Annotated in this window: 21 protein-coding genes; 11 read left to right on the forward strand and 10 right to left on the reverse strand. The window is 63.8% G+C overall.

Translation table 11 applies throughout. The annotated features are described in order from the left end of the window. Positions 1-11: 11 nt before the first annotated feature. Positions 12-1,106 carry an A/G-specific adenine glycosylase gene (gene mutY / locus ML540_RS11255; RefSeq protein WP_243361086.1) on the forward strand — a complete coding sequence of 365 codons (1,095 nt, stop codon included), beginning with the start codon at positions 12-14 and terminating at the stop codon, positions 1,104-1,106. Here the strand turns inward: mutY and ML540_RS11260 are convergent. Genes ML540_RS11260 through ML540_RS11275 form a run of 4 tightly spaced genes read right to left on the reverse strand, consistent with a single transcriptional unit; the run spans position 1,103 to position 6,026 of the window. Beyond that, positions 1,103-3,220 carry a sensor histidine kinase gene (locus tag ML540_RS11260; protein WP_243361088.1) on the reverse strand — a complete coding sequence of 706 codons (2,118 nt, stop codon included), beginning with the start codon at positions 3,218-3,220 and terminating at the stop codon, positions 1,103-1,105. The two genes, mutY and ML540_RS11260, sit on opposite strands and share 4 nt — an antisense overlap. A 22-nt stretch (positions 3,221-3,242) precedes the next feature. Beyond that, positions 3,243-4,277 (reverse strand): ABC transporter substrate-binding protein, encoded by a 1,035-nt coding sequence (locus ML540_RS11265; protein WP_243361089.1) that lies wholly within the window; start codon positions 4,275-4,277, stop codon positions 3,243-3,245. Positions 4,278-4,323: 46 nt separating this feature from the next. Beyond that, positions 4,324-5,238 carry a dihydroorotate dehydrogenase gene (locus ML540_RS11270; RefSeq protein ID WP_243361091.1) on the reverse strand — a complete coding sequence of 305 codons (915 nt, stop codon included), beginning with the start codon at positions 5,236-5,238 and terminating at the stop codon, positions 4,324-4,326. Between the two features lie 8 nt (positions 5,239-5,246). Continuing rightward, positions 5,247-6,026 (reverse strand): iron-sulfur cluster-binding protein, encoded by a 780-nt coding sequence (locus ML540_RS11275; protein WP_243361093.1) that lies wholly within the window; start codon positions 6,024-6,026, stop codon positions 5,247-5,249. Between the two features lie 243 nt (positions 6,027-6,269). Between ML540_RS11275 and ML540_RS11280 the strand changes: the two genes are divergently transcribed. The 6 genes from ML540_RS11280 to ML540_RS11305 all read left to right on the forward strand — a co-directional run bounded on the left by ML540_RS11280 (position 6,270) and on the right by ML540_RS11305 (position 12,616). After that, entirely contained in the window at positions 6,270-7,463 is a 1,194-nt protein-coding gene (locus ML540_RS11280; protein ID WP_243361095.1) for a cyclic nucleotide-binding domain-containing protein, read from the forward strand. Beyond that, positions 7,460-8,239 (forward strand): motility protein A, encoded by a 780-nt coding sequence (locus tag ML540_RS11285; RefSeq protein ID WP_243361097.1) that lies wholly within the window; start codon positions 7,460-7,462, stop codon positions 8,237-8,239. Before ML540_RS11280 ends, ML540_RS11285 begins: the two co-directional genes overlap by 4 nt. A 36-nt stretch (positions 8,240-8,275) precedes the next feature. Next, positions 8,276-9,100 carry an OmpA family protein gene (locus ML540_RS11290; protein ID WP_243361100.1) on the forward strand — a complete coding sequence of 275 codons (825 nt, stop codon included), beginning with the start codon at positions 8,276-8,278 and terminating at the stop codon, positions 9,098-9,100. After that, on the forward strand, positions 9,100-9,912 hold the full coding sequence (locus ML540_RS11295) for a tetratricopeptide repeat protein (RefSeq protein WP_243361102.1): 813 nt from the start codon (positions 9,100-9,102) through the stop codon (positions 9,910-9,912). The genes ML540_RS11290 and ML540_RS11295 overlap by 1 nt, the downstream gene beginning before the upstream one ends. 104 nt (positions 9,913-10,016) lie before the next feature. Next, a complete protein-coding gene (locus ML540_RS11300) occupies positions 10,017-10,658 on the forward strand; it encodes an FMN-dependent NADH-azoreductase (protein WP_243361105.1) in 642 nt (213 codons plus the stop codon). Between the two features lie 227 nt (positions 10,659-10,885). After that, on the forward strand, positions 10,886-12,616 hold the full coding sequence (locus ML540_RS11305; RefSeq protein WP_243361107.1) for a histidine kinase dimerization/phosphoacceptor domain -containing protein: 1,731 nt from the start codon (positions 10,886-10,888) through the stop codon (positions 12,614-12,616). 161 nt (positions 12,617-12,777) lie between these two features. Here ML540_RS11305 and ML540_RS11310 read toward each other — a convergent pair whose 3' ends face one another. Next, positions 12,778-13,878, reverse strand: coding sequence for a tetratricopeptide repeat protein (locus ML540_RS11310; RefSeq protein ID WP_243361108.1), 1,101 nt, complete (start codon positions 13,876-13,878; stop codon positions 12,778-12,780). 38 nt (positions 13,879-13,916) lie between these two features. Further along, the gene (locus ML540_RS11315) at positions 13,917-14,678 is read right to left on the reverse strand and encodes an HD domain-containing protein (protein ID WP_243361110.1); all 762 of its coding nucleotides are present in this window, start codon (positions 14,676-14,678) and stop codon (positions 13,917-13,919) included. A 129-nt stretch (positions 14,679-14,807) separates the two neighbouring features. Between ML540_RS11315 and ML540_RS11320 the strand changes: the two genes are divergently transcribed. The 4 genes from ML540_RS11320 (at position 14,808) to ML540_RS11335 (ending at position 21,071) form a co-directional block, all read left to right on the forward strand. After that, positions 14,808-15,206 (forward strand): response regulator, encoded by a 399-nt coding sequence (locus tag ML540_RS11320; protein WP_243361112.1) that lies wholly within the window; start codon positions 14,808-14,810, stop codon positions 15,204-15,206. Next, entirely contained in the window at positions 15,206-15,922 is a 717-nt protein-coding gene (locus ML540_RS11325; protein WP_243361114.1) for a Tim44 domain-containing protein, read from the forward strand. The genes ML540_RS11320 and ML540_RS11325 overlap by 1 nt, the downstream gene beginning before the upstream one ends. Before the next feature lie 308 nt (positions 15,923-16,230). Continuing rightward, complete coding sequence (locus ML540_RS11330; RefSeq protein ID WP_243361116.1) at positions 16,231-18,375, forward strand: nitric-oxide reductase large subunit; 2,145 nt, start codon at positions 16,231-16,233, stop codon at positions 18,373-18,375. Positions 18,376-18,722: 347 nt separating this feature from the next. Beyond that, on the forward strand, positions 18,723-21,071 hold the full coding sequence (locus ML540_RS11335) for a 3-keto-alpha-glucoside-1,2-lyase-like domain-containing protein (protein WP_243361118.1): 2,349 nt from the start codon (positions 18,723-18,725) through the stop codon (positions 21,069-21,071). Positions 21,072-21,160: 89 nt separating this feature from the next. Here ML540_RS11335 and ML540_RS11340 read toward each other — a convergent pair whose 3' ends face one another. From ML540_RS11340 to ML540_RS11355, 4 genes are all read right to left on the reverse strand, one after another. Next, entirely contained in the window at positions 21,161-22,063 is a 903-nt protein-coding gene (locus ML540_RS11340; protein ID WP_243361720.1) for an aminotransferase class IV, read from the reverse strand. A 181-nt stretch (positions 22,064-22,244) separates the two neighbouring features. Next, positions 22,245-23,264, reverse strand: a complete 1,020-nt coding sequence (locus ML540_RS11345) for an aspartate-semialdehyde dehydrogenase (RefSeq protein ID WP_243361121.1) — start codon at positions 23,262-23,264, stop codon at positions 22,245-22,247. A 58-nt stretch (positions 23,265-23,322) separates the two neighbouring features. Next, positions 23,323-24,198 (reverse strand): methylenetetrahydrofolate reductase [NAD(P)H], encoded by an 876-nt coding sequence (metF, locus tag ML540_RS11350; protein WP_243361124.1) that lies wholly within the window; start codon positions 24,196-24,198, stop codon positions 23,323-23,325. Positions 24,199-24,228: 30 nt separating this feature from the next. Continuing rightward, the gene (locus ML540_RS11355; RefSeq protein WP_243361126.1) at positions 24,229-24,618 is read right to left on the reverse strand and encodes a (deoxy)nucleoside triphosphate pyrophosphohydrolase; all 390 of its coding nucleotides are present in this window, start codon (positions 24,616-24,618) and stop codon (positions 24,229-24,231) included. Positions 24,619-24,687: the final 69 nt, after the last annotated feature.

The raw sequence follows: 24,687 nt of genomic DNA on the forward strand, positions 1-24,687 counted from the left end.
TGGAAACCTACATGCCCGATTCATCCAGTTTTTCCGACCTGCTCTTGGAATGGTTCCGCGCAAACAAGCGCCCCCTGCCCTGGCGGCTGACCTACGACCCCTACCACGTCTGGCTCTCCGAGATCATGCTCCAGCAGACCCAGATGGACCGGGCCGTGGCCTATTTCAACCGGTTCCTGGGCCGCTTCCCCACCATCCACAACCTGGCCCGGGCCAGTGAAGACGAAGTGCTCAGGTTCTGGGAGGGGTTGGGCTACTACTCGCGGGCAAGGAACCTGCTCAAGGCCGCGCGAGAGATCGTGTCGCGCCACGCGGGCGTGATACCGGCCGACGCGGCCGCCCTGGGGGCGCTTCCGGGCGTGGGACGCTACACCACCGGGGCGGTGCTCTCCATCGCCTACAACGAGGATGTGCCCGCCGTGGACGCCAACGTGGAGCGGGTGCTGGCCCGATGTTTCGATATCGCCCTCTCTCCCAAGGACCCGAGCGCCAAGCCGTACTTCACCGAACTCGCGGCCTCTCTCATCCCGGCCGGCCAGGCCAGGGACTTCAACCAGGCCCTCATGGAGTTCGGGGCCCTGGTGTGCACGCCGCGGGACCCGTCCTGCGCGGCCTGCCCCCTGGCGGGCGTCTGCAAGGCCCTGGCGGCCGGAACCGTGGAGGACCGTCCCGCCCTGCCCGCCGCCAAGCCCGCCGTGCACATCGGCATGGGCACGGCGGTGATCCAGCACAAGGGGCTCTTTTTCGTGCAGAAGCGCACCCCGGGGGGGGTATGGGCCGGGTTGTGGGAATTTCCGGGCGGACAGATGGAGCCCGGGGAGGAACCGGAGCAGACGGCGCTACGCGAAGTGGCCGAAGAGACGGGGTTCACGGTCCGGTCGCTGGGAAAGCTTGCGGTCATCAAGCATTCCTACACGCGCTACCGCGTGACCATGCACGCCTACCTGGCGGCATTCCCAGAGGGAGCGGAGCCTCCAGAGCCGGTGCTTACGGCGGCCACGTCCTACCGGTGGCTCCCGTTCGACGCATTGGCGAACCTGGCCTTCCCCACGGCCATGCGCAAGCTGGCCCAGGCCATGGAGCGCGACCCCAGGATAGCGCGCTAGGCCACGTGCGTGAGCGGCAACTTCACGATGAACCTGGCCCCTCTGCCCGGTTCGGACTCCACCGTGATGCTCCCCCGGTGGTTCTCCGAAACGATGAAAAAGGCCACGGAGAGCCCGAGTCCGGTGCCCACGCCGATGTCCTTGGTGGTGTAGAATGGCTCGAATATCCGTTTGCGGATCTCCTCGCTCATGCCGGGCCCGTTGTCCTCGATCTCGGCCACGGCGTACCCGCCCTCGGTCCTGGCGCGCAGGGTGATTCGCGGGGACGCCCCCTGCGTGGAGCGCTCCTTGAGCGCCTGGGCGGCGTTCTTGATGATGTTGAAGAACACCTGCTCGATCTCCATGGGCTGGCATTCGACCTTTTCCATATCCGGCAGGTATTCACGAACTATCTCTATCTGTCTGAAATCAAATTGTTTCTTCAGGTCATAATCGCCTCCAGCCAACTCGACGGTCCTGTCGAGCAGTTCCTCCAGGTCGCACGGAAGGAATTCCCCGCCGGATTTCCGGGAGAACCCGAGCATGTTCCTCACGATCCTGGCGGCGCGCTCCCCCGCCTCCTGCATTCCCGCCAGGAATTCATTGAGGTTGCGGCTTTTCATGTAGACCTTGAGCGCATCCAGATCGAGCCCGGCGGCCTCGGCTGCCTTGACGTTGGCGGGCAGGTCCGGGCTCAGCCTGCGGTTGATCACCTGCAACGCCTGGAGGATGGAAGCCAGGGGATTGTTGATCTCGTGGGCCATCCCGGCCGCGAGCCCGCCCACCGACAGCATCTTTTCGGTCTGGACCATCATCTCCTGGATGCGGGTGCGCTCCGTGAGGTCCTCGATGACTGCCACCACTTCCGCCGGCTGCGCCCCCCCTCTGTCCAGGGGAGCCGCGCCCAGATAGAGGATGCGGCGCCCCCCGGCGGGGAGCCTGTACCAGACCATCCTTCCCTGTTGCGGACGCACACCCGAACCGGCCTGCCCCATGGGAAGCTCGTGAAAGGCCAGGGGCTGGCCCTCCCTGGTTTCGAACCGGTCCGTCCATGTTTCCGTGTTGGAGAACGGCCCGTGCGCCAGGTCGAGGATGTCCATGGCGCGCTGGTTCAGGTAGGAGGGCGCCCCCTGTCTGTCGAATGTGGCGATGCCCACGGGGGTCGTCTCGGCCAGGGTGCGGTAGCGCGCCTCGGAGGAGCGCAGGCGGTCCATGGCGTTGCGCAGCATCCAGAGGGCCACGGCCACCAGACCGAGAACGGCGAGCGAGATGGCACCGTTGAGGGCGGCGAGGCGGCCGGCAGGACGCAACACATCTGCCGAGTCGGCCTCAACAACGAGCAGCCAGCCGGTTTCGGGGTTCCGGGCTGCCAAGGCCATGCGCTCCCTGTCTCCGGCCTGATAGCGGATCACCTGCCCCGGTTGCGAAGCGCGCAGCGCAGCGGCCGTATCCGGCGGAGGGCTGAACTCCCCATCCCGCTTCCAGGTGGGGGTGGCCAGAATCCTGTTGTTCGTGGCCAGGATGAAGGCTCCTCCGGTCTGACCGATGCTCACGTCGTTCAGGATTTCCCGGGCGACCCTGGGGATGTCCACCACCACCGCCATGACGCCGGTGATGTTCAGTTCCGCGTCGCGCACGGGCGCTGAAACCACCATGATCGGGATGCCGGAGGTCTTGCCCCGTTCCAGAGTGTCCAGGGCCATCTTGCCGGCAAGGGAGCGGTGGAAATAGTCCCGGTCCGAGATGTTGAGAACCCCAGCCATGTTGGCTTCGGAGGCGGAAACGACGCTTCCGTCCGGGGCGGCGATCAAGGCGCGGCCGTACCCGTTGTAGTAGACCCGTTCGGCCAGACGCCGGTCCGAGGCGGCCCTGGCCGAACGTCCCAGGTAACCCTGCGTGAGGGCGAGCCGGAAGACCTCTTCCTGGCTCCAGAGAATCACGTCGGAGTCGATGCCTTTGACCTTTTCCGAAATCTCCCTGTTCAGGAAGGACAGGGCCTGGGTCATCTGGCCGATGGCCAGGGCCTCGACGGAGCGTTTCGTATGGAAATAGGAGAGCGTCGTGGTCAGGCCGACTCCCAGCATGACCACCGAAAGGATCGGCACGAGGTAGCGCTTGTAGAAGGGAGTCCGCATGTGCTCTCTCACGTCCGGCGCCTTACTGGATCACGGCTCCCGCCGCCTCGATGATCTCATAGGGGATATCGATGTGCAGGCGTTCCGCCGTCTTGAGGTTGAGCATCACTATCCCGGTGTCGTTGATGCGCATGGGCAGCGTTCCGGCGGGGACGTGATCGGACAACGTCTTAAGGGCCATCGTTCCGGCCAGGTAACCCTGCTCGTGCGCGGACTCCAATACGCCGCAGAGGATGTCGTGCTCCAGTGCGTAGTCAGCGAAGCCCAACGTGGGCTTCACGTTCACCGAGTTGGTCCAGGCCATGACCTCCTCCGGGGACACCACCTTTCCCGTGCTCTCGTCGCGCAGCGATTGGTAGATGCCGAGCGCCAGGGCGTCCACGGTGGTCTGGCACGCGATGACCCGCCTCTGCCACTGCTGGTAGGAACCTATGACATCAATGTTTTTGATTTCCAGGGCGTAGGGGCCTCTTTGCTTCAGATCCTCCTGCATGTCCTGGATAATATAGTCCGAGGATTCGGAGGCGTCGGTCAGAAAGGCGATGCTCTGGACAGAGGGGATCAGCCGTTTGAGCAGGGCGACCCCCTCCCGGTAGTGCCAGCGCTCGCGCACGCCCGAAACATTGGACGCGGGAAAGCCGTAAATGGACGGCGGCGCGTTGACCCCGCAGAACACCACCTGCGGGCGCGGCTTGTCCTTGAGAAAGGGAACGACAACATACGCCTGGGCGGCGTCGTCGGCGGCGATGACCACATCGGGATCGAAGTCCCGCATCCGGGTGATGACCTTCCCCGCCGCCTCGGTAAGCAAAGCCCTGGAGGGGGTGCGCTTGGCGTCCAGGTAGGCGTAGTCGTAAACCACGGGGAGACTCTCGAGCGCCTCGAGTATCCCCTGGTTGATGTTCTGGGTCCAGACGTATTCGGGATTGTAGCTGTGAAGGACGAAGACGCGCTTCCAGACGACCGGGGGCTGCGCTTCCCCAGGCGCGGCCGGAGACGGCGCCAAGGCAGCGCCGAGGACCAGGACCAAAAACATCGCCAGGATGCTTCTTCTCACGTCCCCCCCCAGGCATCGCTGTTGCGCGGTTAGAGGCGTGGCGGCGTCAACCGGTTTTCAGGCTCCCCCGCAGTTCGTCGAGGTCAGTCACGCCCATGCGCTGCATGAGGGCTGGAAGCTCCTCGACCAGCCGGAAGCTGAAGTCCGGACGGATGAAGTTGGCCGTTCCCACCTGCACCGCATGCGCGCCGACCAGGATGAATTCCAGCACGTCCAGGGCCGAGGCGATGCCGCCCATGCCCACAACGGGGATCTTCACCGCCCGGCTGGCCTGCCAGACGCAACGCAACGCAACGGGCTTGATGGCCGGCCCCGAGAGCCCGCCCACCACGTTGGCCAGGCGGGGCTTGCGGGTGCGCACGTCCACGGACATGCCCGTGAGCGTATTGATGAGCGAGAGGATGTCCGCCCCGGCCGACTCCACGGCCTTGGCCATGGCCGCTATGTCGGCCACGTTGGGCGAGAGCTTGACCATCACCGGCTTGTTTCCCGCGCGCTTCTTCACGGCCTCGGTCACCGAGGCCGCCAGGGCCGGGTCCTGCCCGAAGAGCACCCCCCCCGCCTTCACGTTGGGGCAGGAGATGTTCACCTCCAGGGCGGCCACGCCCTCCTCGGCGGCCAGGATCGAGGCCAGCTCGCCGAACTCGTCCGGATCACAGGCGTAAAGGTTGGCCACGATGGGGGTCTCGCGCCAGGGCAGCGAAGGCAGACGGCGCTTGAGGAATGCCTCCACGCCGCAGTTCTGCAGGCCGATGGCGTTCAACATGCCCGAGGGGGTCTCGGCCACGCGGGGCATGGGGTTGCCCTCGCGGGGTTTGAGGGAGAGCCCCTTGACCACGATGCCGCCCAGGGTACGCAGGTCGCCGTAGGGGGCGAACTCCAGGCCGTAGCCGAAGGTTCCCGAGGCGGTCATGACCGGATTCTTGAGATCGAGGCCGGAAAGTTTGACGCGAAGATCCATCGAAGCTCCTACAAGGTGATGTCGCCGGACCAGAAGACCGGCCCCTTGGTGCAGGTCTGGACGTTGTGGCCGTCCTTGTCCGCGGCCACGCAGCCCAGGCACGCGCCCACGCCGCAGACCATGCGGTTCTCCAGCGATATCTGGCAACGCACCCCGAACTTCTTGGCCGCGGCCTGCACGGTGCGCAAGAACGGCGTGGGGCCGCAGGCCAGGGCCAGGCCGCCGGCGTGCTCGGACATGTGCTTCTCCACCAGCGCCACGAAGCGGGGGATGTCCTCGGGAGTCTTGTCCTGGAAGGACTCGCAGGGCACGAGCCGGGCCAGGTCTTCATAGGGATAGCAGGACAGCGGCGGGCGATGCCCGAAAAGAAGCGAAAGCTGCCCCGGCGCGGGGTGCGCCGCGGTGTACTCCACGAAGGGGGCCAGGCCGATGCCCCCGGCCAGCATGAGGGTGCGTGTTCCGGGCTCCACGGCGAACCCGTTGCCCAGGGGGCCCCATACCGTGACCGTGTCGCCTGGCTTCAGGCGCGTGAGCGCCGAGGTGCCCCGTCCGGCCACCAGGAAGTTGAACACCCACCTGTCCGGCAAGGCCCGGCAGATGGACAAAGGCCTGGCCCACAGGGGGTCGAAACCCCAGGACGGGGGGCGCAGCATGGCGAACTGGCCGGGCCTCACATCCGGGAAACCGGGGTTTTCCAACTCCAGCAGCCACAGGCCGTGCTCCAGCCCCTCCGGGCCGTGCGGGTTCAGGGCAATAACCTTCACGTCATGGCATCTGTTCAAGGGCATGTTTGGCTCCTGGACCGAAACTACCTTCAAGGCGAGCATTAGTAAATGTTTTCAAGGAGGATCAACGCCGTCTTGTATTCCGGACGCTTTGCGGATACCGTAAGTAGGGATTGGCCGAAGAATTATCTGCGTTTCGAGGCCCTTGCCTATTGACACTACCAGCCTCCCGCCGCATCTGACAATGGATACGGGTGAAAAGTCCCTGGACGTACCGGGAGGCGCAATTTGGACCGGAGAGCGGCGATGAAGACACCGGAAGTGGGAGACAAGAGCAAGATCTTCCACAAGGGCCAGGTCATCTACAAGGAAGGCCAGTCCAGCAACGAAGCCTACATCATCAAGCAGGGGGCCGTCGGCCTCTACAGGCTCACCGGCAACAAGAGAGTCAACCTGGGCATCCTGCGCCCGGGACAGATTTTCGGCGAGATGGGCGTCATCACCGAGGAGAAGCGAACCGCCTCGGCCGAGGCCCTGGACTACACCGAGGTCATCGTCCTCGACCAGACGCTCCTGCACACCCTGCTGCTCAAAAGCCCGCGCCCCATCCAGATCATCACCACCTACCTGGTGGAGCGCGTGCGCGCCCTCAACTCCCGCGTGTCCGACCGGCCCAGCGCCAACATCTTCGCCTCGGCCTGCAACGTGATGCTGCTGGCCTGGAAAGCGGCCGCCAAGGCAGCTCCCAAGAACGAGGCCGCGCAGATATCCACGGTGGAGCTTTCCAAGACCATCAAGGACATCCTGCTCATCTCCCAGGTGGAGATCGACGAGATATTCGACAAGCTGGAGAAGGTGCACATCATCACCATCCTGGACATCAAGGGCACCTACTTCCGCAAGGATCCCCTGCTCGGCACCATGAAGAAGTCCAGCGAGTTCGTGAAGGAGCGTCTGCTCTCCATCCCGGACGTGGACCGCTTCGCCAGCGTGGTCAAGAACATGGCCAAGGACAACCAGGACCACTGCGGCACCGAGATGGAATTCCTCGACCTGGACGACTTCGCCAGGGAGGTCCAGGCCCAGCCGGAAACCCTGCTGAAAAAGATCGCCTACGGGGAGTTTCCCGAGAACGTCTTCTTCTTCCACAAGGCGTCCGCCCTGGCCTTCGCGGCCAAGAAAGGCCCCGAGTTCTTCCAGCGCGCCAAGCGCCCCCGCCTCAAGGTCGAAGACCTGGAAACCGTGGACGACATCGTGTCCGTGGACAACGCCACCCTGGACGAGGCCCTTTCCAAGCTGGGGTTCTACAAGGTGTCGGTGCTGGCGGCCATGGCGGGAGAGGACGCGCGCAAGAAGATATTCCACAATCTTTCCAAAAAGATAGCCACCGTGGTCAAGGAAGAGATGGAGCGCATGGGGGAACCTGACCCAGGCGAAGCCTCCGACGTGGAAGACGAGCTCATCTCCTGCATCAGGACCATGAAGGGGCTTAACGGGTGAACATAGCAACGGTCATCGGTTTCGTCGCGGGCGTCATCATCCTGGGCACGGCGACGTTCTTCGCCACGGACTCGGCCCGGGTGTTCATCAACCTGCCGGGGCTGGCCATCGTCCTGGGGGGCACCCTGGCCTCCACCTTCATCTGTTTCCCGCTCAAGGAAGTCACCCGGGTCTTCAACATCTTCCTCACGGCCCTGAAGCGCGAGGAACTGCCCATCGGCAACTACATCGAATCCATCGTGCAGATCGCCCGCGAAGCCTCGGCCAGGGGCAAGGTGCACCTGGAGCGGGCGCTCCCCGGCATCGAGAACGAATTTCTGCAGAACGCCCTGCAGATGCTGGTGGACGGCTACTCCCGCGACGAGATCAAGGAAATCCTCGAAACGCGCATCGAGCAGACCTATCAGCAGGAGATATCCTCGGCGGGCATCTACCGCACCATGGCCAAGCTCTCGCCCGCCTACGGGCTCATCGGCACGCTCATCGGCTTCATCGGCCTGATGCAGGCCATGGGCGGCGGCGGGCTGGCGGCGCTGGGGCAGCACATGGCCGTGGCCCTCACCACCACCCTGTACGGCATCCTGCTCTCCAACCTGATCTTTCTGCCCATCGCGGTGAAGGTGGAAAAACGCATCGAGGAGCGGGTGCTGCTCATGTGCGTGATCCGCGACGGGGTGCTCTTCATCAAGGACAAGGCCCCGGCGGCCATCGTGCTGGACAAGCTCAAGGCGTACCTGCCCCCGAGGCGCTGGGCCTCCATCGGGACGAAGTCCTAGTCCCGCGTTCTTGAAAACACGGTTGCAAGGCGGCCAATGCTCAAGCTTTCCCAACTCAGAGGGCGCCTCAAGGAAGAGGACGAGGGGACGTGGTTCATCTCGCTGGCGGACCTGCTCACCCTGCTGCTCTGCTTTTTCGTACTCATGCTGTCCGTGTCCCAACTGGACCAGGAACGCTACAAGAACGTGGCCAAATCCATGGAGGACGCCCTCAAGGCCGAAAAAGCCAAGCGCGCGTCCACCCAGAGCCCAAGCCGCCCCATGGGGTTCTCCCTCAACCAGGACGCAAGCTCCAGCGGCCAGCTCTACCCCGTGATCCAGCCCGCCCTGCCCCCGCAGGTCTACCAGACGCCTCCGGGCCCGGCCACCCAGCCCCCCATGGAGACAGGAGCGAGCCAGCAGCCCAAGACCCTGGACGAACTGGGAGCGGAACTCGGCCTGCGCTTCGCCCAGGACCCCTCCGGCGTGCAGGTGGAGAAGCGCGAGGGCGGCTATGCCGTCACCCTCAAGGGCGCCGTGCTCTTCGACCGTGGCAGCGCCGACCTGAGCCCCACTTCCACCCATTACCTTGATTCCATCGCCACCTCCCTCAAGGGCACGCCCTACAAGGTGACGGTGGAAGGCCACACCGACAACATCCCCATCCAGTCGTTCCTCTACCCCTCCAACTGGGAGCTTTCCGCCGCCAGGGCCTCGCGGGTAGCCCGCTACCTCGTAGACCACGGCGTGACCAAGGAACGCATCCAGGTGGCCGGATTCGCCGACACCCGGCCCGTGGCCCCCAACGACTCTCCCCAGGGACAGCCCCTGGCGGATAACCAGGCCCGCAACCGCCGCGTGGTCGTGCTCATCAACCCCTGATGGCATCCGACACCCTGGACCGGGGGAACGAGCCCTCCTCGCACAAGCTCAAGGGGATATTCTCCTCCCCCGCCATGCCCGGCGAGGCCCCCGACCCCGCCGTGCCCAAGCGGTACTGGTTCGCGCGCCAGATCGACGACATCACCATCAACGCCCAGCTCCTGGACGAGCACTACCTGCCCACCCCCCGGCAGCACGTCCTGCCCAAGGACGTATTCCTGGCCGACTTCACCCTGGAGCCGGACCTGGGCTACAAGCTGCTCACCCAGCGGGTGCTCATGGGAGACTATTTCCGCAACCAGGGCCTCAACGTCGAGGCCAAGATCGAGTACCAGAAGCTTCTGCGCATCGACGAGGAGAACATCCGGGGCAACTTCGGCCTGGGCCTCGCGTATCTGGCCCTCAATCAGCTGGAAAAGGGGCGCTACGCCTTCGAGAAGCTGGTGGGCATGGAGGAAAGCTTCTCCGCCGAACACAAGCACCTCTTCAACGAGTTCGGCATCGCCCTGCGCAAGAAGGGACTCTTCGACGAAGCCCTGGCCTTCTACAACCGGGCCAGGGCGCTCTGCGCCGACGACGAGCACCTGCTCTTGAACATCACCCGGGCCTGGTTCGAGAAGGGCGACACGGAAAAAGCCTACGAGAGCCTCAAATCGTGCATCGAGATCAAGCCCGACTTCCGTGAAGCCCTGGCTTTCCTGGCCTACCTGCGCAAGAACCACATCTTCCCCAAGGATGCCGCCCTGAAAGCCCACTTCGACCGCGAAGTGCTGAAGCGTAGTGAATTCTCCTCGCTGGTGGGCGAGGACTGATCGCGCCCCGATCCTTGCCCCTCGCCCCCCGCGCGCGTATACGGTCCTGGTAGGTTCCCGTCTCTCACGCGCCGGACGGCCATCCAGGGAACCGAGGAGCCGCCATGTCCACCATCCTCTACGTCAAGGCTTCGCCCCGAGGCCCCAGGTCCCATTCCATCGCCGTGGCCGACGTCTTCCTGGAGGCCCTTCAGGAAAAGATCCCCGAGGCCATCGTCAAAACCAGAAATCTCTTCGAGATGGACCTGCCGGCCTTCGACGGGCCGGTGCTGCAGGCCAAGTACAATGTCCTGCACGGCCTCACCCACGACCCTGCCCAGCTCAAGGCGTGGCAGGACGTGGCCGCATACGTGGACGAGCTCAAGTCCTGCGCGGGGCTGGTCATGGCCGTCCCCATGTGGAACTTTTCCATCCCCTACCGCCTGAAGCAGTACATCGATCTGATCGTGCAGCCGGGGGTGTCCTTCGAGGCGGACGGAAGCGGCGCGCGAGGGCTGATCCCGGACAAGCCGGTGTTCATCGCCTACGCCAGCGGCGGACAATACCCCCCGGGAACGGGAGCGCAGGCCCTGGACTTCCAAAAACCCTATCTTGAGACGATCCTCAATTATGTCGGCCTCAAAGACATCCGCTCGGTGCGGGTGGAGGCCACCCTGGCGGGCGAGGAGACGGTGACGGAGCGCCGCGCGCGGGCCTTCGAGCAGGCCTTGGCCATGGCGGCGGCGTTTTTCGCGACCCGCGGATAGCTTCGCAAGCCCCGGCAGGGCCTGGATGCGTGAGCCGGTCCGACACGCGGTCGGTTCCGCTGCCCGCGCAGGATTCTTCATGCAGTCTCGATCATTCTCGTGCCGTCGCACCCCGTCCGCAGCCACTTGCTTGCGGCACGCATCAACTGTATAGAGAACGCGTGATGACCTAGGATGACACTTTTCAGCGGGACTGCGACATGAAGGGCTACAGGCGACTGCTTGTCATGGGAATATTGTTCAGCGTTCTCTGGACATCATTCGTCTATTATTTATACAAGAACGCACTGGACTCAGACGAAAGAAACGTCAACGACAACGCCCTTATCGAAGCCCGCATCGCATACGAGAAGGACATCACCTACCGGCGTTGGGCGGCCCAACTGGGAGGTGTTTACGTCGAGATCACGGATTCGCTGCAACCCAACCCCTACCTCGACGTTCCTGAGCGCGACGTGGTCACCGATTCAGGAAAACGCCTGACCCTGGTCAATCCCGCCTACATGACGCGCATGGTGCACGGCCTGATGGAACAATCGAGCGGCGCCAAGGGGCACATAACAAGCCTCAATCCCATCCGCCCCGGCAACGCGCCCAGGCCATGGGAGGCCGAGGCGCTCAGGTCCTTCGAGCAAGGGGTTCGGGAAACCTACTCCGTCGACCAGGAAAACGGCCAGCCGGTTTTTCGATACATGCACGCAATGGTTACGGAAAAGCCCTGCCTGAAATGCCACGCCAAGCAAGGGTATCGCGAGGGGGACATCCGGGGAGGAATAAGCGTCACCCTGCCGCTGGGCGGCTACATGGCGTCCCTGGAGAAAAGCACTCGGGAGACCTCGCACCGCTACACCATGATTTTCGGGGCGGGCGCCCTGTTCATCCTCATCACGATGAGCGTCCTCGTCCGGCACGAGGTCCTTCGCAGCAAATCCATGCGCGACATCCGCGAATCGGAGAAGAAAGCCTGGGACAGCGAAAGGCGCTTCAAGGGCATCGTTGAGGGCGCGGGAGACGCCATATACATCACCGACATGGCCGGCCGCATCCTCGAGGCCAACGCCGAGGCCGAAAAACAGACCGGATATTCACGCGACGAACTGCTCGCCATGAGCGCCCGCCATCTGGATACGCTTTTCTCCACTCCCCTGGCCGTGGAGGGCGTCCTCCACGATCTCAGCACCTGCAACAAGGCCTCCTTCGAAACGGTTCACCTGCGCAAGGACGGGACGGACTTCCCCGTGGATCTGCGCGTGGTGCGCCTGGAATTCGGCGAGGAGACGGTGCTGATCGCCATCGCGCGCGACATAACCGAACGCAAGCTCTCCGACCACAAGATGGAATCGGCCCTGCGGGAAAAGGAAATCCTGCTGCGGGAGATCCACCACAGGGTCAAGAACAACCTGCAGATCATCTCCAGCCTGCTGTCCCTGCAAGAGCAGCGTGCGGACAACTCGCCCGCCTCGGACGTCCTCGCGGAGAGCAGGGGCCGCATTGTGGCCATGGCCATGATCCACGAGCAGCTCTACATATCGAACGACTTCTCCGAAATCGAGATCGGAAGTTTCCTGCACAGATTTCTGGCCAGCATACGGTCCACCTACAGGAGCAATTCCAACATCCAGATCAGGATCGAGGCCTGCTCCGCCACGTTGATGCTCGATCAGGCCATACCGTTCAGCCTCATCCTCAACGAACTGGTCACCAACGCCTTCAAGCACGCTTTTCCAGGAGGGCGCAGCGGATCGATCGAAATCATCACGCGCCTCGTCGACGGAGATCTGGCATGCACGGTCAAGGACGACGGAGTCGGCCTGCCCGCGAGCTTCTCCCTGCCGGAAACCACGACCCTTGGGTTGCAGATCGTGTATCTGCTGGTGAACCAGTTGCGCGGTGAAATAACGGTGGAGTCGTCCGGCGGGGCGCGTTTCGAACTGCGCATCCCGTTGAAGAAGAGATAGCCAGCCAACGCTGACGGCCGAGACGCTGCGGAGAAGACGCCCGCGGCCCCGGCGCCGAGTGTCGCGTCCCTGAAAAACATGAATATGTTTTTAGGGATAAAAATAATAATTTCTACTTGTTGCCCTCAAGATAAATGTACATTTATCTTGAGGGCGCCACACTAGATATCCTGCATGCTGTCCAGCGTCCCCGAGGACGGCGGCCCGCCGGGCATGGCCGCGCCCTTGGGCGGCTTGAACTCGCGCCCGAACAGCTTCAGGTGGAGCTTGAGCCCCTCGGTGAAGTTGGAATTGATCCACAGGGCCTTGAGCAGGGCGTCCTGCGCCCCCTTGTTGTCGCCCATGAAGAACTGGGCCTTGGCCATGTTGAAGTGGATGTTCTCGTCGTCCGGGGTGAGCTCCAGGGCCTGGCGGTAGGCGTGCAGGGCGCCCGGCAGGTCCCCCTCCTTCCTGAGCTTGACGCCCAGCGAGTTGAAGGGGTTGGGGCTGGCGGCGTCGTACTTGAGGACCTCGATGAAGAGTTCCTTGGTCTCCTCCAGGCGGTTGAAATGGGCGAAGGTCTCGGCGGCCTTCTGGAGGTAGTTCTTGTAGCCCTCCAGGTCGCCCTTGCCCTTGTAGGCCTCGGCCAGGCCCTTGTAGGCCTCGGCGTAGAGCTCGTTTATCTTCACGGCCTTCTTGAAGGCGATGATGGCCTGTCCGTACTTGAGCTTCACCAGATACTTGCAGCCCATGTCGTAGTATTTCTGGGCTTGGTTGTCCTCGCTGACCAGCTCCTCGAAGGCCTCGATGGCGTCCTCGTACTTTCCGGCCGCCAGCAAGCGCTTGCCTTCGCTCAACTGGGCGTGTTCGATCTCCACGAGCCTGTCGATCTTGAGCGCACGCAGCATGTGGCGCTGGAAGGTCTCCACGGAATAGGGGCGCAGCACGTAGCCGTCCACTCCGGCGGCGATGGCCTCGAGCACGCGGTCCTTCTGGCCGTCGCCCGTGACCATGACCACGGGCGTATCTTTGAGATTCATGTTCAGGCGCAGAAGCTTCAGGAACTTCACCCCGTCCATGTCGGCCAGCTGCGAGTCGAGCACCACCAGATCCACGTCCTGCGCGCCCAGGAAATCAATGGCCTCCGAACCGGAAGAGAACTGCTGGATCATGCCCGCCCGGAGTTGCTTGACGCACTGGCGGTCACGCCGGGAATGCTCCTCCACTCCGGTGACGATGGCCACGACATCCAGCCTGACCGAGGATGCGCCGATTTCCTGCACGAATGGCTCCGGTATCTCGAGGGTTGCGGCAGAGAAACCTACCGATTCAAGACATCATAGATGCTGTCTTCGAGTTGCGTCAACTCCGGGGTGCTGGGCAACAGGCCGAAAAGCTCCTTCACGTGTCCCCTTTCCAGAAACGCCCGGCGCGAAGGCGCGAAATTGAGGTCGAACACCCAGCTCAAAAGCAGCAGCTTGAAGTCGTTCTCGTAGCGCATGAGCGAGTAGTCTCCGATGCGCCCGGCACGTATCTGCGCAACGATCTCGCCGGAATAGCGGTCGGGCTCGTCGGCCATGTGCAGCACAACCACGTCGGAGCGCTTGCCACCGGGACGCAGGTGCTCGAGCATGATGTTCACGATGTCCAGCTTGTCGCTGTCGCGCACGATGCGCGTGACGGTGTCCAGTCCGGCGGAGAGGCGGCCCGGAACCGCGCGCCGGTTGTGCATGGCCACCGCCCCCAGAACCAGGACGCGCAGGTCCGGATCGAGCGGAGCAAGCACCCCGCCAGCCCGGAGCGACCGCACGCCCAGCAGGGCGTGGTTGGTGGACAGGCCGTCCCGGAACGTCTTGAAGTCGCGGTATTGCGGGAAGCGCCCGGCGTCGTGGAACAGGGCCGCCAGGTGCGCCGCCTCGGCCAGGCGCGGGGCGATGTCCAGGGCGGACGTGATGGCGCGCGCCTCGGCCAGGACGTTGAGGGAATGGCGTTTCTTGAGTTCGATGTGCGAATCGTCCTCGGCGTCGCCGGTCAGAAAGCCTCGGACGTGCTCCTCGAACCAGGAAATGTGCGCTGTAAGCACGTGAGCCCCTTGTGAGTGTTCTTGGCGGGCATCACTGCCCCAACCGGCGCATCTTATCAAGACCAAACCCTTGTCTCAGAGGTGCTTTCCCGGTATGGGAGTGATGATGCCCAATGCTGGAGGGAGTACATGAAAGCGCTCGTGGTTGAAGACGATTTCGCCAGCAGGAAACTCCTGCAGAAAATCCTGGCCCCATACGGAGAGGTGGATATCGCGGTCAACGGTGTGGAGGCCATCGACGCCTTTTCCAGGGCGCTGGACGAAAACGCCCCCTACGAGCTGATCTGCATGGACATCATGATGCCGGAGATGGACGGCCAGGCCGCGCTCAAACGCATCCGGGAAATCGAGCGGTCAAAGGACATCCCCCCGGTCCAGGAAGCCAAGGTCATCATGACCACCGCCCTGGACGACCCCAAGAACGTCGTGGAAGCCTACTACAAGGGCGGGGCCACGTCCTACGTACCCAAACCCATCGACAAGCAGATGCTCCTGCACCTGCTCAAGAACCTGAGCCTGATCTCCTGATGAAAACGCTCCTTATCCTGGCCGCGTTCGCGCTCGCCCGGACCGCTTGCGACGCCTTGGCGGCGGATACGGCCCTGGCCCAGACCGGGCCGGGGTTCGGCATGCTGGACATCGTCTTCCTGGCCATCGCCGGATACGTGGTCTGGCGCATCATTTCCCACGTGGCGGGGCGCAAGCCGGGCGGCGACGAGGACGACAAAACCCACGATGTGCCCCCCGAAGACCGCGACGACCAGGACGGCGGCGACCGGCGCAGCCGCACCGCCCAGGCCGCCTGGGAATACCTCACCGGCGAGAAGGGCCCCGACCTCCACCCCGAGGCCGAACACGCCCCGGACGAGCCCGGCACCTTCAACGAACGCGAATTCCTGCGCGGGGCCAAGATGATCTACGGGCGCATCCGCCAGTCGCTGGCCATGCGCAATCTGGCCGACCTGCGCCAGTTCGCCGCCCCGGACATGATGCGCGAGTTCGAGCAGATCGCGAATGATAAGCCCGACCGGGAAACCCTGGTGGTGATGCTTGTCGAGGCCCGCGTGACGGACCTCAAGCGCGACGGCAAACGCACCGAGGTCGAGGTGGCCTACGACGCCACCATAAGCGACGATCCCAGGACCAACGCATCCCGCAGGGTCAGCGAGGTGTGGCGCTTCAGCCGCGACGAGACCGTGGCGGACGCCAAGTGGCTCCTGGAGAGCATTGAAGCGACGCAATAGGCGGCCCTGGGCGCGGCGCAGCCGCGCCCGATTCCGACGATCCTTCCGGCGGGGCCTCTGAGCCCCGCTTTTGTTTTCTCTTTTTTTCCCTCACCGCGTTGACTTTACCTCCGGATACTACAATATGGAAAGAACACTCACAATATTGTAGCCCTTGGAGGTCTGGAATGGCGGCGACATCACAGATCCGGGAAGCTCTTTCTCCATGGTGGAAACAAGGCGTCCTCCTCACGTTGCTGATCGGATTCACCATCCAGATTCTTATTGCAGTCAAATCCTACCAAAACGCACCTCCTATTCCGGAAAAAGTGCTCGATCCGTCCGGGCAGGTGGTCTTCACCGGCCAGGACGTGATCGAAGGGCAGCAGGTGTTCCTGAAGTATGCGCTCATGGAGAACGGGACGATCTGGGGGCACGGGGCCTACCTGGGGCCGGACTACTCGGCCCAGTACCTGCACACCCTGGGGCTTGCGGCCAACCGGTTGCTGGCGAAAAAGATATTCCAGCGCGACTTCGACACGCTTTCGGCCGAAGAAAAGGACGTCGTCTCGGCTGAATCCACCGTGCTTCTGAAAGAGAACCGCTACGACCCGAAGAAGGACACCCTCCTCTTCACCGCCGCGGAAGCGATCTCCTTCCGTGACCAGATCGGCCTCTGGGGCGATTATTTCTCAGACACCGTGGCCAACGCCGGGCTCAAGAAGAAATACATAAGCGACCAGGGCGAGCTGCGCGCCCTGACCGCCTTCTTCGCCTGGACGGCCTGGGTGAGCATCGCCAACCGCCCCGGCGACGACTTCTCCTACACAAACAACTTCCCCTACGAGCCCATGCTCGGCAACAAGCCTACCAGCGCGGCCGTTCTCTGGAGCGGCCTCTCCCTGATCACCCTTCTGGCGGGCACGGCCATCGTGCTGTTCTCGTTCGGAAAGTTCAACTATCTCGGCTGGAAGGGCACCGGCGAGCACATCCACCCGCACATGCTCCCAGGCGTGGCCAGCGCCACCCAGCGGGCGACCATCAAATACTTCGTGGTGGTGGCCCTGCTCTTCCTGGTCCAGGTGATGCTGGGCGGCGCCACCGCCCACTTCCGCGCCGAACCCGGCAGCTTCTACGGGTTCGATCTGGCGGCCGTATTCCCGAGCACCATCCTGCGCACCTGGCACCTGCAGTCGGCCATCTTCTGGATCGCCACCGCCTTCGTAGCCGGCGGCCTGCTGCTGGCGCAGGCGTTGGGCGAGGGGGAGCCAAAAGGGCAGACCATCGGCATACACGCGCTCTTCTGGGCGCTGGTGGTCGTGGTGGCGGGCAGCTTCCTGGGCGAACTCCTGGGCATCAACCAGATGCTCGGGGCCATGTGGTTCTGGTTCGGCCACCAGGGCTGGGAATACCTGGAACTCGGACGCTTCTGGCAGGTGCTCCTGGCCATCGGCCTCATCGGCTGGGTGGTGATGCTGCTGCGCGCCGTGCAACCGGCCCTGCAGGACCCGGAGCGCCGCGAAGTCAGCTCGCTCTTTTTGCTGGCGGCCCTGGCCATCCCGGTGTTCTACCTGCCCGCCTTCTTCTTCGGCAGCACCACCAACTTCACCGTGGCCGACAACTGGCGCTTCTGGATCATCCACCTCTGGGTGGAGGGCTTCTTTGAGCTCTTCGTGACCGTGATGGTGTCCGTGATCTTCTTCCGGATGGGCCTGGTGTCACGGCTCACCGCCACGCGGGTCATCTATCTGGACGCCATCCTCTTCCTGGGTAGCGGCATCGTGGGCACAGGCCACCATTGGTACTGGACCGGCCAGACCAACCTGAACATGGCCCTGTCCGCCCTGTTCTCGGCCATGGAGGTGGTGCCGCTGACGCTTCTGACCCTGGACGCCTGGGATTTCGTCAAGCTCACGCACTCGGAGTGCGCAGTGTGCGGCAAGCGGGTGGACATCCCGCACAGGTGGGCGTTCTTTTTCCTGATGGCCGTGGGGTTCTGGAACTTCGTCGGTGCGGGGATTTTCGGGTTCCTGATCAACCTGCCCATCGTGAGCTACTTCGAGGTGGGCACGATCCTGACGCCCAACCACGGCCACGCAGCGCTCATGGGGGTGTTCGGCATGGAGGCCATGGCGCTCATGGTGCTGGCCTTCCGGCAGGTGCTCGACGACGAACAGTGGAAGCGGCCGGAGAAATTCGTGCGGATATCCTTCTGGGGGCTGAACGTCGGGCTGGCCCTGATGCTGGCCGGGAGTTTGTTCCCCGGCGGAGTCATGCAGCTCTATGACGTGCTGCAAAACGGATACTGGCACGCGCGCGGGCTGGATTACCTGAACCAGGACCTGGTTCGGATGATCGAATGGGCCCGCATGCCCGGCGACGTGGTGTTCATCGCCTTCGGCGCTGTTCCCATGGCGGTGGCCGCAGTGCTGACGTATCTGGAGATGAAGCGGGGCAAGCCCATGGCGGCCTAAAGTTGCCTGAGAGAGTGAACGAAGAAGGGGGCCGAAAGGCCCCCTTCTCGTCTTGATAATGTCTTGCGGCTACAATCCAGCGCAATAGGCCGCCGCGCGCCCTCATGGCATTGAGCCATGCATGTGACACGGTATGTGTTGACACCCGCGAAATACCCTCCTATTGTCGTACACGCTTGGCAATCTGTTAGCGCCCACCTGTACTCAGTACTCCGTTCCGGCTTCCAGTCTTACCAGACATCTCTCTGTACTTCGCGATGGCTTGCGTTACGGGTGGACACTCTGAACCGCCCTCCGCCCCAATCCGTTTGCCGCTTTCTGAGCCGAACAACCGAGAGGATATGACCATGCTGCCCAAGCTTGACCCAAATCCGAACGTCTTTCTCAATGTCCAGCAAACCGAGTTTTCCTTCGACGTCCTCGGGCGGTGGATATGCAGCACCTGGCCCGAGGTGAGCAACAATGGCGGTGATCCGTTCGACATCGTGGTCATCGGGGCGGGCATGTTCGGCGGGTACATCGCCGACAAGCTGTACCGCCGCGCCGAGAACCTAGGCCTGCGCGTGCTGGTGCTCGACGCCGGATCATTTCTGCTTCCAGCCCACACCCAGAACCTTCCCCGCCTGGGGCTGAACGCCCCCACCGAGCAGGTCGTGGCCTCCAACGCGCAAGACCCCGGGCCGCAAAACCTGGTGTGGGGGCACCCCTGGCACAGCAGCCAAGCCTTTCCCGGATTGGCCTATTGCCCGGGCGGACGATCGCTCTTCTGGGGTGGATGGTCGCCGCGCCTGACCAGCGCGGACCTCGGCGCGCGGCCTGCGGGCGAGGCCTCCTGGCCGGCGGATGTCGCCACCTACCTGAGCGCCAACTATGCGGCGGTGGAAACGGAGATGGGGGTGCAGCCGACCACCGACTATATTTCCGGGGACCTCTTCAACAAATTGAAGGCCCAGTTCCAGACCGTGCTCGGTTCTGGCCAGTCGCTCGAGGAAGCGCCTCTGGCCGTGCAGGGCCAGGCCCCGGAATCCGGGCTGTTCCCGTTCGACAAGTACAGCAGCGCGTTCCTGCTCTTCGATGCCATCAGGGAAGACATCGGGAAGCGCTGGCGCAACAACATCGACGCCTGGCGACGATTGATGCTGTTGCCGCACACGCAGGTCATCGGCCTGAAAACCGTGGGCAACCGGGTCACCGAACTGGAGCTGCGGGTGGGTGGGGTGCAGCAGTTCCTGCGTGCGCCCCTGCTCTCCCCCGACTGCACGGTGATCCTGGCGAACGGCACCATCGAGGCCACCCGGCTCGCCCTGGACTCCCTGGCGCCTCCGGCGATGATCGGCGGCCGGATGGGGTCGAACCTGATGGCCCACCTGCGCAGCGACATCTCGGCGCGCATCCGACGGACGGCCATCCCGGGCTTGCCGGCCCTCGCCACGGCGCTGGAGACGGCCGCCCTGCTGGTGCGCGGCGCCACCACCGACGGCCACGAATACCACATGCAGGTCACGGCCAGCGCCGGCGTCGCCTCCGACGTCAATCTCTTCACCTCGGTCCCGGACCTGGACCTGTTGGACGCCATCAAGGCCAATCAGGACCCGGCGTGGATTCCCATCACCTTGCGGGCCATCGGGCAGATGATCGGCCACCCCGGCGCGCAGCCCGGAGACGCCAAGAAAAGCTGGATCGACCTGGCCTGGCAGAACGACCCCGCCACCAACCGTCCGCGAGCCTGGGTCAACCTCGATCCCTCGGACGCCGACAACGCGGCCTGGACCGAGATGGAAAAAGCGGCCCAGGATCTTCTCAACGCCATGGCCCCAAACCCGGCGGACATCCAGAACCTGAAAACAAACCGGAACAACATCGGCACGACCCACCACGAGGCCGGCACCCTGTGGATGGGTTTACCCGGACAGTCGGTGACCGACTCCTCCGGGAAATTCCACCATCTGGCCAACACTTACGTGGCCGGCCCGGCGCTGTTTCCGGTCATAGGCTCGGCGAACCCGTCCCTGACCGCGACGACCCTGGCCCGCAAGACCGCCGACGCCATCGTGACCGGCTACACCCCCGCCCCGAGTCCGGCCTTCAAGCCGCTCTTCACCGGCTCCCGCCAGGGCTGGCAGATGGCCGGCGGAGGGGATTTCCTCACCCTCTTCGGCACGATCCTGGAGGCCAGGCCCAACGGCTTGGGGCTGCTCTGGTATACCCGCGAGGTGTTCCGCAACTTCGTGCTGAAGGTGGATTGGCTCTCCTTCAACCCCACCACCAGCGTCCCGGGCGGCCGGGCGGACAACTCGGGCGTGCTGATCCGGTTCCCGGCGCTGAACGCCAGCGACCCCGCGAACGATTGGATGCTGGCCTCCAACAAGGGCTACGAGATCCAGATCGACGACATGGGGTTCAAGCCCGACCCGATCAACCCCAATGTGGGGACGAATTTCGATCCACTGCATCAAACGGGCGCCATCTACGCCCTGGCCCCGTCCTCCACGCTGGCCTCGAAATCGGCCGGACAGTGGAACACCTTCGAGATCGAGGCCACCGCCGCGGCGATCAAGGTCACCCTCAACGGCCAGTTGGTCACCAACTACGCGATCCCGGCCAACGACGGCCGGAATCGGGAAGGGCACATCGGATTGCAGTGCCACTCCGGAAACGTGCAGTTCCAGAACGTCATGATCCGCACATTGCCCTAAGCCGGGCCCTAGGCCGGGCGAAGCACTCCGCACGAAAAAGGGGGCCGCGCGGCCCCCTTTTGTTCTTTCCGTTCTCTTCTACGCGCGTCTCACAGCTTCACGCCGTTCTCCGCCAGGTCCTTCTTCAGAAGCTCAAGCAGGCGCCTGCTCACCGGCCCCGGTTTGCCGTCGCCCACGGGCTTGCCATTGTACTCCACCACCGAGATGCACTGCGCCGTGGTGCCAAGCACCAGCATTTCCTTGGCGGCGTAGATGTCCTCTTCGCTGATGGATTTGTAGCAGTGCGGGATCTCGCCCTGGGCCAGTTCCAGCGCGCGCAGAAGCGTCGTGCCCGAGAGCGCGTTGTCCAGCTTGGGCACGGTGATGCAGCCGCTCTCGTCCACCAGGGCGATGTTCTCCGTGGCCCCTTCAGCCAGCAGGCCCCGCGAGTCGAAGCACACCGGGAAGTCCTTGCCCTTGGCGGCGGCCTCCTTCTTCATGAGCACGTTGGGCAGGTAGTCGATGCTCTTGATGGTGGCCAGGTAGCTCTGCTTGGCCGGGATGGACGTGCGGAACGCCGTGACGCCCTTCTCGTAGAAGGACGCGGGCTTGGGCGAGTACTGGTACGCGGCGATGTAGATGCTCGGCTCGGGGCACTCGGACGGGTCGATGCCGAATCCGCCCGGGCCGCGCCCCAGAAGCATCCTGTACAGGCCGGACGAGGTCCCGGCCGCGCGGCCGACTTCCAGCACGATCTCACGCACTTCGTCCCACGGACACGGCGGTTTGAGCCCGATGGCGTCGCCGGAGCGCCCCATGCGTGCCAGATGTTCATCCAGCAGGTAGACGCGGCCGTCCACCCATTTGACCGTCTCGAACACGCCGTCGCCCCGGTGTACCAGGTGGTCGTCCCAGGGCATGAGCATGAGCGCCGGGTCTTTGCAGACGGCGCCGATGCGGTGTTCATAGAAGGCCAGCACCTGCCCGGAACCCGGGCGGGGCGCGGCCAGCATCCTTGCCAGATATTCGGTGCTACTAAGTATTTCCACGTTGGTTTCCGTTTGAGTGATTGCGGTTTGCGAATGGGAAAGAAAGGCAATCGGCGGGGAAAAATCGAGCCCCGCGCGTATGCATCATACGCGCGGGGACACGCTTGTAAAGCAGGGTCGTCAGAACGGCCCTAAGAGCCGGGCGCTACACCTTCAGTTTGCCCTTCTTCATGAGCAGCTCGGCGATCTGCACGGCGTTCAGCGCCGCGCCCTTGCGGATGTTGTCGGCCACGATCCACATGTTCAGGCCCGACTCCACGGTGTCGTCCTGGCGGATGCGTCCCACGAACACCTCGTCCTCGCCCGCGGCCATGATGGGCATGGGGTACATTTTCTCGGCGGGATTGTCGTACACCTGCACGCCGGGAGCCTGGGCGAGGATGGCCCGGGCCGCCTTGGCCGTGACGGGCTTCTCGAATTCCAGGTTCACCGACTCGGAGTGGCCGTAGAACACCGGCACGCGCACGGTGGTGGCGGTGACCTTGATGGACTCGTCGCCCATGATCTTGGCCGTTTCCTTGATCATCTTGATCTCTTCGAAGGTGTAATCACCCTCGGAGAACACGTCGATCTGGGGCAGGCAGTTGAAGGCGATCTGGTGCGGATAGACCTTCACTTCGGGGTCGATGCCGTTGAACATCTGGCGCACCTGGGTCTCGAGCTCGGTGATGGCCTTTTGGCCCGTGCCGGACACGGCCTGGTAGGTGGAGACCACCACGCGCTTGATGGTGAAGGCGTCGTGCAGGGGCTTCAAGGCAACGACCATCTGGATGGTGGAGCAGTTGGGGTTGGCGATGATGCCGTTGTGCCAGTCCACGTCGTCGGGGTTCACCTCGGGAACGACCAGGGGGCACTTGGGGTCCATGCGCCAGGCCGAGGAGTTGTCCACCACCACGCAGCCGCTCTTCACGGCGTAGGGGGCGAACTTCTTGGAGGTGGAGCCTCCGGCCGAGAACAGGGCCAGGTTCACGCCCTTGAAGCTGTCTTCGGTCATCTCGCGCACGGTGAGCTCGCCGCCCTTGAACGGGACGGTGGTTCCGGCCGAACGCGAGGACGCCAGGGCGATCACCTCGTCGGCGGGGAAATTACGGTCTTCAAGGGTCTTGAGCATCTCGCGGCCAACGGCCCCGGTGGCTCCGGCAACGGCAACGACGAGCTTGGACATGGCAGGCTTCTCCTCACTGTATCCGTTAAAATATCCTGTCAAACCAGGAACATCTGTCCTAGTCGAATTTCAAACCCCTCACGATATCGAGGCAGGCCTGGGCCTTGTTGAGCGTATAGAGGTGCACGCCCGGCGCTCCGCGCGCGATAAGGTCCCGGCACTGCTCGCGGGCGTATGCCACGCCCAGCTCCCGAACTGCGTCGGCCCCGCCTTGGTCGTTGGCGGCCTCCAGGCGGGCGAGGTAGTCCGCCGGAAGTGTGGCCCCGCACAGGGAGAGGATGCGTTTGATGGAGGCCAAGTTCAGAATCGGCAGCACGCCCGGTAGGATGGGCACGTCGATTCCCTTGGCCCGGCACCTCTCCACGAAACGGAAATAATGGTCGTTGTCGAAGAAGAGCTGGGTGATGGCGAACTTGCCGCCCTTCTCGACCTTGAGCTTGAGATAGTCGATGTCCTGCTCCAGGCTTTCGGCCTGGGGGTGCTTCTCGGGGTATCCGGCCACGCCGATGCACAGCTCGGGGTAGGCCTTGTGGATGAACCCGGCCAGGTCCGAGGCGTGCTGGAAGGCGGCGTTCTCGGGCTTGAAGTCGGCTTGTCCCTGGGGCGGGTCGCCGCGAAGCGCCAGGACGTTATCCACCCCGGCGGCTTTGAGCCCGTCCAGGAAGGAGCGCAGATACTCCTCCGAGGCTCCCACGCAGGTGAGGTGGGCCATGGGGTTCAGGCCGAAGTCGCGAGAGAAGCGCGACACCAGCTCCAGGGTGTTGGCCTGGGTGGAGCCGCCCGCGCCGTAGGTCACGGACACGAACAGCGGGTCGAGAATGGAGAGCTTGCCGACCTCGTAGAAGAAGGCGGGCCAGGCTTCCTTGTCCTTGGGAGGAAAGAACTCCAGGGAGATGAAACGCTTTCCCTGGGCCAGAAGATCGCTGATACGCAAGAAAGGCTCCGTGGGAGATGGGAGTCCGGTTTATGCGCGGGGGTGCGCCAACAGCTCCGTGACGATGTCCCGGTCCGCTTCGAGAAAAGGCAGGTGCTCGGCTTCGGCCGGTGTCACCCAGCGAAGCCCCTGGCCTTCCATGGGACGGGGAACCCCTTTGAAATCACGGATATGAAAAAAAGACAAGCGTACGGTGAAGCCGGGGTACTCGTGAATTTTTTCCCGCCAGAACTCCACGGACGAAACCTCGATGTCCAGCTCCTCGCGCAGCTCGCGGACCATGGCGCGGGGAGCGTCCTCGCCGGGCTCCACCTTGCCGCCGGGGAATTCCCACAGGCCCGCGTGGGACTTGCCCTCGGGACGCTTAACGCCGAGATAGCGCCCGTCGCTCCAGATGATGCCCGCCACCACGTGGATCATGCGCCCTCCCCCGTGGCGGAGAAGACGCTCCGGCGGGCAACCACCGGCCCTATCTGCCGGAGAGAACAT

Source organism: Fundidesulfovibrio terrae (assembly GCF_022808915.1).
In the GTDB taxonomy this organism is placed as follows: domain Bacteria; phylum Desulfobacterota; class Desulfovibrionia; order Desulfovibrionales; family Desulfovibrionaceae; genus Fundidesulfovibrio; species Fundidesulfovibrio terrae.

Excerpts from the sequence above, each read along its gene's own strand:
- ML540_RS11320 (WP_243361112.1), top strand. The coding sequence starts at position 14,808 with ATGAAAGCGCTCGTGGTTGAAGACGATTTCGCCAGCAGGAAACTCCTG.
- ML540_RS11270 (WP_243361091.1), bottom strand. The coding sequence starts at position 5,238 with ATGGATCTTCGCGTCAAACTTTCCGGCCTCGATCTCAAGAATCCGGTC.
- ML540_RS11325 (WP_243361114.1), top strand. The coding sequence starts at position 15,206 with ATGAAAACGCTCCTTATCCTGGCCGCGTTCGCGCTCGCCCGGACCGCT.
- ML540_RS11305 (WP_243361107.1), top strand. The coding sequence starts at position 10,886 with ATGGGAATATTGTTCAGCGTTCTCTGGACATCATTCGTCTATTATTTA.
- ML540_RS11335 (WP_243361118.1), top strand. The coding sequence starts at position 18,723 with ATGCTGCCCAAGCTTGACCCAAATCCGAACGTCTTTCTCAATGTCCAG.
- ML540_RS11280 (WP_243361095.1), top strand. The coding sequence starts at position 6,270 with ATGAAGACACCGGAAGTGGGAGACAAGAGCAAGATCTTCCACAAGGGC.
- ML540_RS11355 (WP_243361126.1), bottom strand. The coding sequence starts at position 24,618 with ATGATCCACGTGGTGGCGGGCATCATCTGGAGCGACGGGCGCTATCTC.
- ML540_RS11340 (WP_243361720.1), bottom strand. The coding sequence starts at position 22,063 with ATGCTGGCCGCGCCCCGCCCGGGTTCCGGGCAGGTGCTGGCCTTCTAT.
- ML540_RS11300 (WP_243361105.1), top strand. The coding sequence starts at position 10,017 with ATGTCCACCATCCTCTACGTCAAGGCTTCGCCCCGAGGCCCCAGGTCC.
- mutY (WP_243361086.1), top strand. The coding sequence starts at position 12 with ATGCCCGATTCATCCAGTTTTTCCGACCTGCTCTTGGAATGGTTCCGC.
- ML540_RS11295 (WP_243361102.1), top strand. The coding sequence starts at position 9,100 with ATGGCATCCGACACCCTGGACCGGGGGAACGAGCCCTCCTCGCACAAG.
- ML540_RS11345 (WP_243361121.1), bottom strand. The coding sequence starts at position 23,264 with ATGTCCAAGCTCGTCGTTGCCGTTGCCGGAGCCACCGGGGCCGTTGGC.
- ML540_RS11290 (WP_243361100.1), top strand. The coding sequence starts at position 8,276 with ATGCTCAAGCTTTCCCAACTCAGAGGGCGCCTCAAGGAAGAGGACGAG.
- ML540_RS11275 (WP_243361093.1), bottom strand. The coding sequence starts at position 6,026 with ATGCCCTTGAACAGATGCCATGACGTGAAGGTTATTGCCCTGAACCCG.
- ML540_RS11260 (WP_243361088.1), bottom strand. The coding sequence starts at position 3,220 with ATGCGGACTCCCTTCTACAAGCGCTACCTCGTGCCGATCCTTTCGGTG.